The sequence below is a fragment of the Streptomyces sp. NPDC094147 genome, from assembly GCF_044764265.1.
Taxonomy (GTDB): domain Bacteria; phylum Actinomycetota; class Actinomycetes; order Streptomycetales; family Streptomycetaceae; genus Streptomyces.
On record NZ_JBIWHT010000027.1, the window covers coordinates 16,490 to 31,610 of the forward strand.

Below are 15,121 nucleotides of genomic sequence, written 5' to 3' on the forward strand. Positions count from 1 at the left end.
GCGCCCCGTGCGCGTCGTACAACAGAAGCAGGGCCCAACTTCCAAGGCGCTGCGGCGGGAGCCGCGCGCCGAGCCGGCGGACCGCGAGACGGAGCGGCCTCCGGCCGGTCTCCTGTCCCCGGCCGCCTTGCTCGACCTCCAGCGCACCGCCGGGAACACCGCGGCGGTGCGCGCGCTGCAACGACGGGCCCGGCCCCCGCAGGACCACAACGCCTCGGCCGGCGAGCCGGTGGAACCCTCCATGGTCCCCAAGGTTCTCGGGGCGTCGGGAAAGCCGCTCGCCGGGGCCGTACGCACGGAGATGGAGAGCCGCCTCGGCGCGGACTTCTCCGATGTACGGGTGCACACCGGTGCCGACGCCCAGCGTTCGGCGCTGGAGCTGGGGGCGCGCGCGTACACCTCGGGCAACCACGTGGTCATCGGCGACGGAGGCGGCGACCGGCACACCCTCGCCCACGAGTTGACCCATGTGATCCAGCAGCGTCAAGGACCGGTCGCGGGCACCGAACACGGCAACGGGCTGCGGGTCAGCGACCCCTCGGACCGCTTCGAGCGGGCCGCCGAGGACAACGCCCGCCGCGTCCTGGCCCGGCCCCTCCAGGCCGCTGCCGACGCCTCGCACGAGGCACCCGGCCGTGCCGCCCACCACAGCGCGCCGGCGCAGAGGGCGGCCGCGAACCCCGTTCAGCGCTTCGTCGTCGTCCACCCCGGCGACGCCGACTACCCGAACATGGGCACGCTCGACGCCCAGGGCCAACCCGGGCCCGCCGCACCGGACTTCTTCCCCAGCCAGGAGGAGCGGCCCCGCATCGTCCAGGACCCGCGCACCGGGCCCCGGCAGGCGGACAGCTTCGTGGCGGCCGACGGCAGCCTCAACGTCGTGTACAACGGCCAGGTACCGCTGCGGCTGGCCGAGAAGATGGACCTGGCGGTGGAGCACATCACCGACGGCCGCCAGGCCAAGACGTTCTTCGCCACAGCCGATCGCATCGACAAGGCCAACGCCCAACTGCACGGCAAGGTGCGGCTCGACCAGGGTCAGGGCTATCTGACACTGCGGCGGACCAAGCGGTTCCTCAACATCAAGATCATGGACCAGAACTTGACGCTGTGGCAGGTCGAACCCGTGGTGCGCAACCCCGGGCACGGCCAGGCGCCGCAGCGCGGTCTGGATGTGCGGCTCGCGCAGCGCTGCAACGAGATCGCCACTGAGGTCACCGCACGGCCCGCACCGCAGTTCACCGGTGAGGACCTCTACTTCGAAGCCATCTTCAAGGTCATCGGCGAGCTGGCGGGCTCAGCCGCGGTCAACGACCTCCGGACCCGGTACGGGGCCGCCAGGAACGCTGCCATCAGGGACCAGAGCAGGCTGCCGGGCCTTGCGGCCGTCATCAGCGAGATGATCCAGGGGGTCATGGCGTTCCGCGACGACCCGGCACAACTGCCCCGGCTCCAGGCCGCGTACGAGAAGTTCAAGGTCAACGAGTTCACCGCGAAGGCCGGCGTCGGCGACATCTTCATGATCAAGGGGCTGCGCCCCGACTCGACCTCCGGCGGCCTGGACTTCCATTTCGCCTCCGTCGTGGCCAAGAGCGGACGCGACCACATCACGATGGAGAACTACGCGCGGCACGAGGAAGAGCACACCCTGAGCTCCGGGGACCCCCAGTGGTACTTCCAGATGTACGGGCCCGTGGAGAACATGCAGAGCTTCCACGAGCAGTGGGGCTGGGCGAACCGCTTCACCCCGCAGAGCGGACAGAACCGCCTCGTCCTGACGATCCTGATGCAGGGCTGATCACGAGGCCCCGTGCATCCTGATGCGGGACTGTTTCACGAGGCCCGGTGCCTGCGCACCGGGCCTCGTTCCGTTTAGCGCACGCCGGCGGTGCCACGAACGACGAGGTGGCCGCATGCCAAACGGGCACGCCGGCTCGGGGACCTGGGCGACGGGGTTGAGCTCCAAATGCCCCTGGACGCACACGCGTTGGCACTACGACCGTCCGGAGTCCGCCTCATCGTTTGACATCGCTCAGCACCCCACTCACGTTCAACACCTCATCGCACCCGGATGCCTGCTTCCCGGTGGCGGGTGTGCCGGGCTTCGCGCACGTCACCTTCGCGGTCACCGTGGCATTCTCGGGGATTTCGATAGGAGTCACCCAGTGGTAGTCCTGGTTGCGGAAGGTCTCCAGAGCGATCGTGGTGATCTTGCGGTCTCCGAAGGTGATGGTCAGAACCCCTTCGTCGCCCTGGAAGTTGGCCACGACGATGTCGGTGATGCCGAAGACCTTCCCGGCCGGGACCTTGTAGACCCCCGTATTCGTCGCGCCGCCGTCCGTCTGGACGTCGACGGTGGCCGAGCTCTGCTGGCCGCCGCCGACCGTGCCCGGCTCCGGGCTCGATCCGCTGCCGCCGCCCGATCCCGCCGCACCGCCACCCGAGGGCTTGCCCTGACTGCCGGCTCCCGTGCCGGGCGTGCCGCCCTGCTGGGCGCTCGGGTTGGGGCTCGGTTTGCTGACGGCGTCGTTGGCGGCCTGCTTGGCGGTGCTCTGCACGGCGGGGCGCACCAGCGCGAACCACGCGATCAGCAGTGCCAGGAGCGCGGCCAATACTGCGAGCAGCCACTTCGGGAAGACCGAGAGCTGGACGAACTCCCCTTCCAGAGACGGGTGTTGACCGGTACCCAGCTGCTCACTCGGCGGCCGGACCTGCCCCTCTCCCGCCTCGCCGGAGGCGGTCTCCTCGGCGTGCGCCACATCGACCTGGAACGGCCAGGTGACCGGCTTGCCGAACCAGATCACCTTGCCGGTCCGCACCCGCAGGCGTACCTCGGTGGACTCCCCCGGCTCCAGGCGGGGCCGGCTCGGGGTGAAGCCGAACCGGAGTTCTTCACCGGCCTGCCGGCCGGTGAAGGCGACGTCCGCGGCGGTGTTGCCCTGGTTGCGCACGGCGACCCGGTAGCGCGCGCCGAGCCAGCCGCGCCTGCGCCGCGGCTGGAGTTCCCGCCGCAGCTCCCGGAACGCCTCGACGTGGACGGTCGTCTCCGGGACCCGTACCAACTCCGGGTGCTCCGCGGGCAGTACGCGCACGCCGAGCGGGATGTCACCGGCTCGGACTTCGGGCGAGCGGGGCGGGGCGAGGCGCACGGTCACCGTTTCGGACGTGCCGGGGTACAGCGAGACCCGGGCCGGTTCGACGGTGCTCCACGCGGCGCAGTCGCCGACGGTCTCCAGCGTGTAGGCCTCGACGATGTCGCCGTCGTTGCGGACGGTCAGGGTCGTGGTCGCCTCACCGCCGGGCGTCACCGTCACCGGCGGGATTTCAATTTCGGCAGATGCGGCAGATGCGGTCACGCGGTGAACCTAAACGCGGTGGCGTCCGTTGCACGAGAGGCCGGAGGGCAGTGGCCGGGCAGTCATGGTGCCCCCGCCGCGCACCCCGGCACTGCCCCCACTGGCCCTGCCGCGGACGCCCGCGGCACGGCACTCACCACCCGCCACCACACGAAAGCCCATGCCGGCCCCGGCACAGACACCCCCCACACAGGTCTGGACGGAATCTCAAGAATCGAGTACGCATCAATGCCATCACAGGACGAGCAGAGCACGGTCACGATCCCGGTGCGGCCCCACATGTCGCCCGAGCTGAGGGCGACGCTGCCCTCCGCCCCCCACACCAAACCCCGCCGTGTCTCCGTGTCCGTCTACGCGGAGGACCTGATCCTGCACACCGGCGTCGTCCAACAGCTGCGCCAGCGGCCCGAGGTGGAACTGCTCGCGGACTCCGAGGCGGAGCGCGCACAGGCATCGCTCGTCGTGGTGGACACCGTGGACGACGGCACCGTCACATTGCTCCACCGGCTGCGCCGCAACACCGCCACCAGGACCGGGCTCGTCGTCGGCGCCTTCGGCCCCAAGGCGCTGCAGACCGTCGTGGAGTCCGGGGTCGCGGCCATACTGCGGCGCGCCGAGGCCGACCAGGACCGGCTCGTGCAGCTGATCACGGCCCTCGCGAACAGGGAGGGCATGCTCCCCGGTGACCTGCTCGGCAGGCTCCTCGACCACCTGGGCGGCGTGCAGGGCTCCGTGCTCGACCCGCGCGGGTTCAGCCAGTCCACCCTCACGGCGAGAGAGGCGGACATGCTCAGACTCGTCGCGGAGGGCCTCGACACCGCCGAGATCGCGCAGAAGACGTCGTACTCGGAGCGCACGGTGAAGAACGTCCTGCACGAGGTCACCACCCGGCTCCAGTTGCGCAACCGTGCCCACGCGGTCGGATACGCGATGCGGCACGGACTCATCTAGCGGCTGGGTGCCGGGCGGGGCGCCCGCTCTGCCCTAAAGCGCAGGAGCTCTTCCCCCAGGACAGGCCCCTGCGGCCTGTCCTGGGACCCGGCCCGGCCGTGAGGGTGGTGCGCGAAGACCGTTCCCAGACTGCGAGGTGGACCGTGATCGGCACCGCTGGCCCCAACGGGCGGCACCAGCCGCGCGGCATCGGTGCCGCCCTTCTGCTGCTCGTGCCCCTGCTCGTGGTGGGCGCCGCGGCCGGGCAGGGCCTCGGCGGCCGGGCCGAGGCCGACGCGGCGGACGCGGCCGCGCCGAGCGCCGGGCGGATCGCGTACGCCGGTACGGAGCACCGCAGCCTCGGCGAGGTCGGCACGACCACGTCGAGCACGCCGCTCTTCGGCGCCGGACCCGCCCACTTCGACCAACAGCCCGCCGCGCACGGCGACGTGGCGGTCTTCACCAGCCTGCGGGACGACGTGAGGCCGCAGGTCTACCTGCGCGACGCGACCGGCGCCGTGCGCAAGCTGACGACCGGGCGGGACGCCGCGCATCCGCGCCTCACCCCGGACGGGGCGTCGGTGGTGTTCGACTCGGCGGAGCCCGGCAGCGCCGCCGGACAGACCCAGCGGGACCTGTGGCTGGTCCGCACCGACGGATCCGGCCTGCGCAGACTCACCGACTCCCCCGCCGACGAGGTCTCACCCACCGTGTCGCCCGACGGCACCCGCATCGCGTACGCGAGCGACTCCGATCCGCTGCGCGGCTGGCAGATCTACACGCGGGCACTGGACGGCGGGACGGCGACCCTCCTCACCGGCACCCAGGCCGGGCAGGCGAGCGAGCCGGTGTGGAACCCGGTGGGCGACTCCGCCCACCGTGACCTCGTCGCCTATACGTTCACCGCGAGCGGACAGCGGAACCTGAGCCTGCGCGTCACTGACGGCAGGGGCACGGATGGCCCGCTCCTCGCCGGTGAGGCTGCCAACTGGCGTACGAGGGAGGCGAGTTGGCTGCCCGATGGCAACGGTCTGCTCTTCCTCAGTCCCGACCGCACCTGTGGCTGCGAGGGCGACTGGGACCACGTCTACCGGACCCAGGCGCATGCGCCGGACGCGCCGACGCTGGTCCTCAGCGAGAACCGCGCGGTCGACTCGCCGGCCTGGCTCGGCCCTCTCAACGGCGGCAAGGTGATCGTGGCGCGCACCTCCGCGCCCGCGGTGCACGTCGCGACGCTCCAGGACGCGCGGCAGGACGGCTCGGACCCCCGCGACCTCGGGCTGACCATCCTGAAGGAGGACCCGGCGGCCGACACGAACACCGATCCGGCGGCCGATCCGCTCTTCAACCCCGCGGCCGGGTACGACCCTTGGGACGAACGGCAGAACTACACGCCGGACGGGCGGCGGATCGTCCTGACGCGTTTCGAGGACTCGCAGAACGGCAGGATCGAGCGGATCTGGCTCGCCGACGCCGACGGATCGCACGCCGCGCCGATGCCGCTCGCCGGGCGCGGCCCGAAGGACTGGGACACCGACCCGACCTTCTCGCCGGACGGCAAGTTCCTCGCCTTCACCAGGACGTCGCCCGGCGGGACCGGCAGTGCCTCGGGGCCCGGCCGCATCCTGATCGCCGACACGGCGACCGGCGCGATCGTCCACGAGATCACGCCGCCCGCAGGTCAGGCGGCGGGCGGTGACGCACAGCCCACCTGGTCCTCGGACGGCACCACCATCGCGTTCACCCGCAATGCGGTGATCAACGGAGGCGGCGGCAACAAACACATCTGGATGGTGCCGGCGAACTCCCTCGACCAGCAGAGGGACTTCAGCGCCACGATCTGCCCCGGCGCCTGCGACGTGATCGACGACAGCCCGGCGTTCTCACCCGACGGCCGCACCCTCGTGTTCAACCGCAAGGACGGCGGCGGCCGCGTCAACGAGCGCGACGGCCTCCTCGTCGCATCCGTCACGGGCGCGGACTGCAAGGTCGTGGCCCCCGCGGGGCTCGGCGGCAACCCGGACGCGTGCCGTCGGCCGCTGCCCGACACCTCCGCGACCGGGCCGTTCCAGCCGCGCGACGTGGCCTGGTGCGCCGACGGCAAGACGCTGGTGTTCAGCTCCCGCAGGGGGCCGGCCCCGAACGAGCCGGAGGCGCTCAACTCCCTGGACCTGGCGACCGGGGGCGTCGGATGGCTCACCAAGACGCTGCCCGGACGGCAGAAGGAGCCGAGCGTCCAGCAGTCCGTCGACCTGGCCGTGCACGCACCCGCCAGGCTGCCCTCCCTCACGGTCGGTTCGTCCGCCTCGATCACCGTCACCGTCGTCAACAACGGCCCTGCGGCCTCCCCCGGCACGGTGTTCACCGCGGCGCCGCCCCCGGGCCTGCGCATCGGCGGGCTGACCAGCCCCGCCGGGACGTGTCCCGCCGATTCGCTCCAGTGCGACCTGGGTGTCGTCGCGCCCGGCGCGAGCGTGCCCGTCACCGTGCGGGTGACCGGCGTGAGCACCGGTGACCAGCGCATCGGCTGGTCCGTCAACGGCGCCGTCCTCGACCCCAACCCGACGGACAACGCCTCCGAGACCGTCGTGCCCGTCGCCCCCGTGACGCAGCCCCCGACGACACCGCCGGCGACACCACCGACCACACCACCGACGACGCCACCCACACCTCCGGCGCCGCCCCCGCCCGCGGCGGGCCCCGGCGTGACCGTCACCGCGCAACCGAACCCCGGCTACGTCGGCGGCCACGTCGTCGTCACGTACACGGTCAGCAACGGCCGCAACGCCCTGGCCACCGGGCTGCGCCTCCAGCTCGGACTGCCCCCGGACATCCCCCGCGGAGCACCGCCGGCCGGCTGCGACGCATCCCTCCAGTGTGCCCTGCCCGATCTGCCCGAGGGCGCCTCGGCCGTCGTACGCGTCGTCCTGAGCCCGAAGCAGGCCGAGCGCACCCAGGTCACCGGAACGCTCACCACGACGGGCACGGACGCGAACCCGAACGACAACTTCGCCCGTGCGACGCTGCGCATCCTGCAGCCGCGCATCGTCGCCGTGCCGCCCATCGGCAAACCCGGATTCGTGACCTCGGTGCGCGGCAAGGACTTCCCGCCCGGCGCGCCCGTCGCCTTCACCTGGCGGCCGGGCATCACGGCGGCCGCCGCGCCGACGCTCCCCGGCCCGGACGGGACGTTCATCGGCCAGCTCCTGATCCTCACCAAAGACCAGACCGGACCCCGCGTCATCACCGCCGCAGGTCCGGGTTTCAGCCCGGTCACGACGGACTTCCTCGTCGTGACGGGCAGCGTGCAGCCGCCGGACGAGGTGGAGCGCCGATGATCCACGAAGTCGACGAGGGGCTGCGCCTGCTGCTCGCCGAGGCGGGTCTGGAGGACGCGGGGGTGGACCTCGTCTTCGACGCCCCGACCCGGGACTGGTCGGCGCGCCGCAACGCCCCGACGGTCAGCGTGTTCCTGTACGGCATCCGGGAGGACGCCGCGCGGCGGCGCTCCGGCACGGCCGAGGAGTACGACACCGACGGCCTGGTCGTCGCGTGGCGCACACCGCCGCGCTGGTTCGAGCTGACCTACCTGGTCACGGCGTGGACCAATCGCCCGCAGGACGAACACCGGCTGCTTTCCCAGGTGTTGCGGCGCCTGATCGCTCAGGAGATGCTGCCCAAGCGGGTGCTCACCGGCTCTCTCGCCGAACTCGGCCTCGCCGTCCCCCTGTTCGCGGCGGGCGGCCCGGACGGTCCGTCGGCCCACGACGTGTGGTCGGCGCTCGGGGGCGAGCTCAAGGCCTCGATCAGCCTGACGGTCATCGCGCCGCTGTCCGGCGAGACCACACCGGCGGGGCCGCCGGTCACCGAGGGTCTGATCGTCAAGTCCGTCGCCTCGTCCACGATCGCCGACGGCGACGTACCGGGGCGTCAGTTGCGCTACGAGGGCATCCGCGACCCGGGACCCGACGGGTTCTCGTCGCCGCGCGAACGCCGGCCCACGCCCGCGCGGCGCCGTCGCGGAGGGCGCCAGGAATGAGCCAGGCCGTCCATGTGCTGTCCGGCGCGGAGCCCGGCGGGTCCGACGACCACCTCTGGGTGCGGCTGCGGCTCGTCGAGCAGCGGGTGCGCGAGGCGGTGGCCGCCCGCCGCGCCGTCGACCCCGACCCGGACGACCCGTACCTGGGCCAGTACCTCACACCCGAGGCGGTCCAGCGGATCCTCGACGAGCCCCCCGCGTCCGCCTCCGTCACCGGTGGCTCCCCCGCGCCCCCGCCCGGGTCGGTCCTGCACCAACTGGCCACCGCGTTCGGCCTGTCCCCCCTCGATGTGGAGCTGCTGCTCGTCGCCGTGGCGCCCGATCTCGACGCGCGCTTCGAGCGGCTCTACGGCTACCTCAACGACGACCTCAGCCGGCGCAGGCCCACTGTGGGCCTGGCCCTTGAGCTGTGCGGTCTGCCGGCCGCCGGCGCGGGGCGCTTCCGTCTCACTCCGTCCGCGCCGCTCGTCGCGGGAGGTCTCGTCGAGATCACCGAGCCCCAACGCCCGCAGCTCTCCCGGGTGTTGAGGGTGCCGGACCGGGTGACGGCGCATCTGCTCGGGGACGAGGAGCCAGACGCACGGCTGCTCGGCGTGCTCTGCGTCCAGCACGGTCGCACGGCGTACCCTGCCGAGCCGCCCGACGGCGACAGTCACCGCGTGGCGGCCGCCGCCCGCACCGGCAGCGGCCTGGTCCATCTGCTGGACCGGGGCGGCGACGCCGGGCGTCTCGCGGTCGCCTCGCTGCTGGCCGCGGGGCGCCGTCCGCTGGTCCTCGACGTCCCCGCCCTCGTCGCGGAGAGCGCCGCCGCGGCCGCCGCCCACGTCCCGACCGGCCATCTGCCGCGCGTCGTGGCCACCGAGGCCAGGCTGAGCGGTGGCGGCATCGTGCTCGGGCCGCTCGAAGCCCTCGAACCGGAACAGCCCGAACGGGCCGTCCTGTTAAGGGAGTTGTGCGCGGCGGCCGACGGCATCCCGCTCATCACGTACGGCAGGAAGGGCTGGGACCCGCTGTGGGCGACGGAGAGCCCCGTGCGCATCACCGTGGCTCCGCCGTCACCGGAGCAGCTCGCCCGGCAGTGGCGGCGGGCACTGAGTCAGGCGGCCGAGACCATCGGGGCCGCGCACCCCGCGCCGGTAGACGAACTCGTCGGCGCGCTCGCCGCCTACCGCCTCGACTCCGGCCAGGTGCGCAGGGCCGCCACCGTCGCCACCCGGGTCGCCGCCCTCGCCGGGCGCCCCGTGACGGCGGCCGACCTGCGCGACGCCGTGCGGGCACAGAACGGCGCCGGTCTTGAGCGCCTGACCCGACGGACCGAGCCCTCGGTGGGCTGGGACGATCTCGTACTCCCTCCGGCCACGCGCCACCAGCTCGCAGAGCTCGCGCTGCGCGCCCGGCACCGGGAGCAGGTGCTCGGGCAGTGGCGGATGCGGCCGGGCGGCGGGCGCGGCCGCGGGGTGATCGCCCTGTTCGCCGGCGAGTCGGGCACGGGCAAGACCATGTCGGCCGAGGTCATCGCCGCCGACCTCGGCATGGAGCTGTACGTCGTCGACCTGTCGACCATCGTGGACAAGTACATCGGTGAGACCGAGAAGAACCTGGAGCGGATCTTCGTCGAGGCGTCGGAGGCCAACGGGGTGCTGCTCTTCGACGAGGCGGACGCGATCTTCGGCAAGCGCTCGCAGGTCAAGGACGCGCACGACCGGCACGCCAACATGGGGTCGGCGTATCTGCTCCAGCGCATGGAGTCGTTCGACGGCATCGCCGTGCTCACCACGAATCTGCGCGCCAACCTGGACGAGGCGTTCACGCGTCGCCTGGACGTGGTCGCGGAGTTCCCGATGCCCGATGTGCGCCAGCGCCGCGCCCTGTGGGACCAGTGCCTCGGCACCGAGCTGCCGCGCGACGAGGAGCTCGACCTCGACTTCTGCGCCGAGCGCTTCGAGCTGGCCGGCGGGTCGATCCGCGCCTGCACGGTGACCGCCGCGTATCTCGCGGCGGAGGCGGGCCGCCCGCTCGGCATGGCGCAGGTCGTCACCGCCGTTCTGCAGGAGTACCGCAAGCTCGGACGGCTCGTCCTGGAGACCGAGTTCGGGCCCTGGCTCGACGCGGCCCACCAGAAGCCGATCCGTCCCTAGGGCTGTCGGCTCTGCCCCACGTCAACACGCCGCTGCACCTCGGGGACAGTCGTGGCTGCCCCGTCAGGCCGTACAAGGCCGCGGGATGCCGGGCCGCGGGGGTGAGATCGCGCCCGACACCTTCGGAGCGGCCGGAGGACGTACCCGCAAAAGGCAGTGACTCTGCCCCCGGCCTGAGACGCCGAGGCCTGTCGTGCGGCAGCGCCACCTCCCAGACTCGCAAGTGACTGAACTGACCGCCGACGTATTAGGGAGCGAGCATGCCTTCGTACCTCACCCCGGGCGTGTACGTGGAAGAGGTGCAGTCCGGTGCGAGGCCGATCGAAGGAGTCGGCACCGCGGTCGCTGCCTTCGTCGGCTTCGCGGAGACGGGACCGTTCCACCAGCCGACCCTGGTGACCAACTGGGACCAGTACGTGCAGACGTTCGGCGGTTTCACCCCGGACACCTACCTCGCCCACTCGGTCTACGGCTACTTCGCCAACGGCGGCGGCACCGCCTACGTCGTCCGCGTCGGCGCGTCCGCGGCCGACGCATCGAACCGCCCCCCGGTCGCCGTCGAGGCGGCGCCCGAGCCCGTCGCGCTCGGCGGCTTCCTCTTCGCCGCGCTGCCCGGGGCCGGTTCCGGTCTGTCCCTGGAGATCGCCGAGCCCGACGGGGAGAACCCGCCCGAGGACCGCTTCAAGCTGCTGGTGCGCCAGGGCGACAGGGTCGCCGAGAGCTACGACCTCTCCATCCGCAAGAGCGTCAAGGGCTACGTCCTCACGCAGTTGCGCGAGTCGAAGCTCATCACTGCCACCGAGCAGCGGGGCGCGACGCAGAACCGCCCGCAGAGCCAGACCGTCGCGCTCCCCGCCGCCCCGGCTCCGGCACCCGCCACGACCGCCTCGTCCAACGGCGTCGCCCGCCTCGATGCCACCGAGTACGTCGGTGACGCGACGGCCCGCACCGGGTTCTCCGGCCTCGAAGCCATCGACGAGATCACGATGGTCGTCGTCCCGGACCTGATGAGCGCCCATCAGCGCGGAGACATCGACGCGGAGGGCCTCAGGACCGTGCAGCTCGCGGTGATCTCGCACTGCGAGCAGATGGGTGACCGGGTGGCCGTCCTGGACACCCCGCCCGACCTCAACGCCCAGCAGGTACGCACCTGGCGCAACGACGAGGCGGGGTACGACTCCCGCTATGCCGCCCTGTACTACCCCTGGATCAGCGTGTTCGACCCGGCGACCGGCCGGAACACCACGGTGCCGCCGAGCGGTCACGTGGCCGGCGTGTGGGCACGCAGCGACGCCGAGCGCGGCGTGCACAAGGCGCCCGCCAACGAGGTCATCCGCGGCGCCGTCGACCTCGACCTCCGGCTCAGCAAGGGCGAACAGGACCTCCTCAACCCGATCGGCGTCAACTGCATCCGGGCCTTCCCCGGGCGCGGCATCCGGATCTGGGGTGCGCGCACCCTCTCCTCGGACCCGGCCTGGCGCTACCTGAACGTCCGCAGACTCTTCAACTACCTTGAGGAGTCGATCCTGTTGGGCACCCAGTGGGTCGTCTTCGAGCCCAACGACGACCGCCTCTGGGCGAGCATCCGGCGCAACATCGGCGCCTTCCTCACCGAGGAGTGGCGGCGCGGCTCGCTCTTCGGCCAGAACCCGGACGAGGCCTTCTACGTCAGGTGCGACCGGAACAACAACCCGCAGGAGTCGATCGACCTCGGCCAGGTCATCTGCGAGATCGGGGTCGCCCCCGTCAAGCCCGCCGAGTTCGTGATCTTCCGACTCTCGCAGTACTCCGACAGCACCAGTCTCGTCGACGAGTGAGCCGCGGGGCGGCAGCCCCCGCACCCGACCGGCCCCACCCCACGAAAGGTGATCCACAGCCATGGCAGATGGTGACGCTCTCACTACCCACGTCTTCGGCGTGCAACTGGGCGGATATCTAGTCGAGATGATCCAGGAGGTCAGCGGAGTCTCCGTCGAGGAAGACGTCGTCGAGATCAAGCAGAACACCAACCGGGGCGAGAGCGTCATCCGCAAGCAGCCCGGCGCGAGGAAGGCCGGCGAGGTCACGATCACCCGGGGACTCGACAAGAGCAGCGAGTTCACCAAGTGGATCAAGGAGACCCTGAACAAGGGCGCGATCAACTCCGCACGCCAGAACATCACCATCGAGTACAAGGACACCGAGAAGCAGACCGTCCGCCGCGTCAACCTCAAGAACGGCTGGGTGAGCAAGTGGGAGGGCCCGTCCCTCAAGTCCGGTGAATCCACGGCGGCCACCGAGACCGTGACGATCCAGTTCGAGGAGATCGAGGTCGAATGAGGCGTCGCACCGTCTCGCCGGGCAACCCGGAGGAGTTCCTGGACACGTCGGACCCCGGGCAGGAGGCACCACACGTTCCCGCGTCGAGGCGTCAGAACCTCGGCACGGAATTCGAGTTCGAGCTGCCGCGCGGCTACGTGGACGAGGACGGCAACGAGCATCGGCACGGCTCTATGCGCCTCGCCACCGCGCGTGACGAGCTCCGCCCGCAGATCGACTTGCGGGTCAAGGAGAACCCGGCGTATCTGAGCGTGGTGCTGCTGAGCCAGGTCATCACCCGGCTCGGCGACATCAAGGACGTGCACGCCGGGATCGTGGAGCGGATGTACGCCACGGACGTCGCCTTCCTCCAGGACTTCTACCGGCGCATCAACAGCGAGGGCCACACGCACGCCGCGGTGACCTGCCCGCTGTGCAGTGGCTCGTTCGAGGTGGACTTCTCGGGTGGGCGCCTGGGGGAATCGTGACGTACGCGCTCCCCCGCCTGCGGGAGGAACTCGCGTACGTGGCCTATCACTTCCACTGGCGGCGTGAGGACATCCTCGACCTCACCCACGCCGAACGTCAGCAGTGGGTACGAGAGATTGCGCGGATCAACACCCGTGCGAACGAAGGCGGTTGATCGGATGGGGTTCTGGGACAGGTTCCGTCGCGCCCCGGACCGGCCGGTTCAGGGGCCCATCCCGGACCGGCCTGCTCGGACATCTGCCCAGGACCCTGGGCCGTCCTCGGAGTCCGGCCCGGCCCGGTCTCGTCGGCCCGGCGACTGGGACGGCGGCTGGCGGCAGCTCGACCCGCCGACGGTCACGGTCGCACGCTCGGCGCGCGGCGTCAGCGACGGGCTGCGGTTCCGCTCGCACCTCGCCGCGTGGCAGAACCCCTCCTTCGGCACGGACCTCGGGCACGCGGTCGTGCCGGACGCCCCCGTGGGCCTGATCCACGGGGTCACCCGCCCGTCGACCGCCCTCGCCACGGCGACCGATGGCGGACCTCTGCTCCTGCGCGCGGTGCGGCGGCAGCCCCGGCCCGACACCGCACCCGAGCCTTCCGGCGGCGGACCGGACGCCGGAGGATCCGCCGCCACGCCTGTACGCCGTTCCGCCCGAGCGGGGGAACCTGGGAGCAGTGGGAGCACCAGGAACCCCGGGGACTCCAGGAACACGGCGACTCCGGGACGAGGCGCCAGCGCGAGCCCCTCACCCGCGCGGCAGCAGGTCGGCACAGATGCCGCACTCGCGGGCGGAGAAGGGGCGACGGGCGCCGGGCACTCGCGCCAGAGCGACATGCCGAGCGGCGCGGACTCGCAGGTCACTCGGCCGCGGCAACCCGGCCCCGACGCCCTCGTACTCCCCCGGCGGCAGCTCCGTACGGTCATCTCACCTCCCGTTCAGCGAGCCGCAGTTCGACGTGACGGCGCCGCACCCACGCCTCCCGTCGCCGCATCCGTCGCACCCTCGCTCTCAGCCCCCGGAGGCGAGGGTGTGCCCGCCCGACCCCGGCCGGCCGGTCCCGATCTGACCCTCGCGCTGCGCCCGGCCATGCGGCTCCGCAGGGTGCCCGCCTTCCCGCCGCAGGCTCCCGCGTCGACGCCCGGCGGAGGTACGCCAGGTGTCACGGCACACCCCGGCGACGGCAACGGCGCGGAACCACTTTCGAGCGGCCCCGCGTCATCCGACGCCCCGGGGCCAACGCCCGGTACGGCTCCCGCGAAGGCGGACATCCAGCTAAGCCCAGCGCCCTCCCCGGCCCCTTCGCTCGCCCCGCCGGCGCGGCCCGTACTAGGCGAACCGGTGCCTGAACTATCCACTGACAGCGGCCAGTTGACCCCGCCCCAGTCCAGCCCGGCCACCGTCACCCCCGAAACCGGGCCAACCACGCCCCCTGCACCCATGCCCCTCGCACAACACCGGGCCGACCCCACCCCCACAACACCCACGTTGGGCAGCCCATCCGACGCGTCCACTCTCCCAGCGCGGGACATCCAGCGCCGCCCGGCCCCCGAAGCCGCCCCTGCCCCTGAGCCGGACATACCTGCCCGGCCCCCACTCGGTGCGTCAAGACATGAACTGCCCACCATCGCCGCCCCGTTGACCTCCACCGAGTCCAGCTCGACCGTCACTCCCGGCACCGGGCCGACGACTCCACCCGCACCCATGCCCCTCGCACAACACCGGGCCGACTCCGCACCCACGACACCCACGACGAGCGCCCCCTCCCCCGAACCCGCTCCCGTCCAGCGCAGCACCGCACCCTCCCCCGCCCCGGGACCGTTCGCCCCCGTACGGCCCCCACTGGGTGCACCGCTGCATGAACTGCCCGCCAGTGCGAGACTGTTGAGC

At 72.1% G+C, this 15,121-nt stretch carries 10 protein-coding genes; 9 read left to right on the forward strand and 1 reads right to left on the reverse strand.

Annotated features, from left to right (window positions below):
• The first annotated feature begins 7 nt into the window (after positions 1 to 7).
• Positions 8 to 1,798: a DUF4157 domain-containing protein gene (locus ACIQ8J_RS28825; protein WP_403275404.1), complete on the forward strand. Its 1,791-nt coding sequence runs from the start codon at positions 8 to 10 to the stop codon at positions 1,796 to 1,798.
• 217 nt (positions 1,799 to 2,015) lie between these two features.
• Here the strand turns inward: ACIQ8J_RS28825 and ACIQ8J_RS28830 are convergent, their stop codons facing one another.
• Positions 2,016 to 3,323: a hydrolytic protein gene (locus ACIQ8J_RS28830; RefSeq protein ID WP_403275479.1), complete on the reverse strand. Its 1,308-nt coding sequence runs from the start codon at positions 3,321 to 3,323 to the stop codon at positions 2,016 to 2,018.
• Between the two features lie 312 nt (positions 3,324 to 3,635).
• Between ACIQ8J_RS28830 and ACIQ8J_RS28835 the strand changes: the two genes are divergently transcribed.
• The 8 genes from ACIQ8J_RS28835 to ACIQ8J_RS28870 all read left to right on the forward strand — a co-directional run bounded on the left by ACIQ8J_RS28835 (position 3,636) and on the right by ACIQ8J_RS28870 (position 13,404).
• The gene (locus ACIQ8J_RS28835; protein WP_403275480.1) at positions 3,636 to 4,307 is read left to right on the forward strand and encodes a response regulator transcription factor; all 672 of its coding nucleotides are present in this window, start codon (positions 3,636 to 3,638) and stop codon (positions 4,305 to 4,307) included.
• Between the two features lie 143 nt (positions 4,308 to 4,450).
• Positions 4,451 to 7,624 carry a hypothetical protein gene (locus ACIQ8J_RS28840; RefSeq protein ID WP_403275405.1) on the forward strand — a complete coding sequence of 1,058 codons (3,174 nt, stop codon included), beginning with the start codon at positions 4,451 to 4,453 and terminating at the stop codon, positions 7,622 to 7,624.
• Positions 7,621 to 8,325 carry a DUF4255 domain-containing protein gene (locus ACIQ8J_RS28845; protein ID WP_403275406.1) on the forward strand — a complete coding sequence of 235 codons (705 nt, stop codon included), beginning with the start codon at positions 7,621 to 7,623 and terminating at the stop codon, positions 8,323 to 8,325. Before ACIQ8J_RS28840 ends, ACIQ8J_RS28845 begins: the two co-directional genes overlap by 4 nt.
• Positions 8,322 to 10,463 carry an AAA family ATPase gene (locus tag ACIQ8J_RS28850; RefSeq protein WP_403275407.1) on the forward strand — a complete coding sequence of 714 codons (2,142 nt, stop codon included), beginning with the start codon at positions 8,322 to 8,324 and terminating at the stop codon, positions 10,461 to 10,463. The genes ACIQ8J_RS28845 and ACIQ8J_RS28850 overlap by 4 nt, the downstream gene beginning before the upstream one ends.
• A gap of 260 nt (positions 10,464 to 10,723) precedes the next feature.
• On the forward strand, positions 10,724 to 12,280 hold the full coding sequence (locus ACIQ8J_RS28855; RefSeq protein WP_403275408.1) for a phage tail sheath family protein: 1,557 nt from the start codon (positions 10,724 to 10,726) through the stop codon (positions 12,278 to 12,280).
• A gap of 61 nt (positions 12,281 to 12,341) precedes the next feature.
• Positions 12,342 to 12,782: a phage tail protein gene (locus tag ACIQ8J_RS28860; RefSeq protein WP_403275409.1), complete on the forward strand. Its 441-nt coding sequence runs from the start codon at positions 12,342 to 12,344 to the stop codon at positions 12,780 to 12,782.
• On the forward strand, positions 12,779 to 13,249 hold the full coding sequence (locus ACIQ8J_RS28865; protein ID WP_403275410.1) for a hypothetical protein: 471 nt from the start codon (positions 12,779 to 12,781) through the stop codon (positions 13,247 to 13,249). Before ACIQ8J_RS28860 ends, ACIQ8J_RS28865 begins: the two co-directional genes overlap by 4 nt.
• Positions 13,246 to 13,404 (forward strand): DUF6760 family protein, encoded by a 159-nt coding sequence (locus ACIQ8J_RS28870; protein ID WP_403275411.1) that lies wholly within the window; start codon positions 13,246 to 13,248, stop codon positions 13,402 to 13,404. The genes ACIQ8J_RS28865 and ACIQ8J_RS28870 overlap by 4 nt, the downstream gene beginning before the upstream one ends.
• Positions 13,405 to 15,121: the final 1,717 nt, after the last annotated feature.

Coding starts and splice junctions, on each gene's coding strand:
- ACIQ8J_RS28835 (WP_403275480.1), top strand. CDS start 3,636: ATGTCGCCCGAGCTGAGGGCGACGCTGCCCTCCGCCCCCCACACCAAA.
- ACIQ8J_RS28845 (WP_403275406.1), top strand. CDS start 7,621: ATGATCCACGAAGTCGACGAGGGGCTGCGCCTGCTGCTCGCCGAGGCG.
- ACIQ8J_RS28850 (WP_403275407.1), top strand. CDS start 8,322: ATGAGCCAGGCCGTCCATGTGCTGTCCGGCGCGGAGCCCGGCGGGTCC.
- ACIQ8J_RS28855 (WP_403275408.1), top strand. CDS start 10,724: ATGCCTTCGTACCTCACCCCGGGCGTGTACGTGGAAGAGGTGCAGTCC.
- ACIQ8J_RS28860 (WP_403275409.1), top strand. CDS start 12,342: ATGGCAGATGGTGACGCTCTCACTACCCACGTCTTCGGCGTGCAACTG.
- ACIQ8J_RS28865 (WP_403275410.1), top strand. CDS start 12,779: ATGAGGCGTCGCACCGTCTCGCCGGGCAACCCGGAGGAGTTCCTGGAC.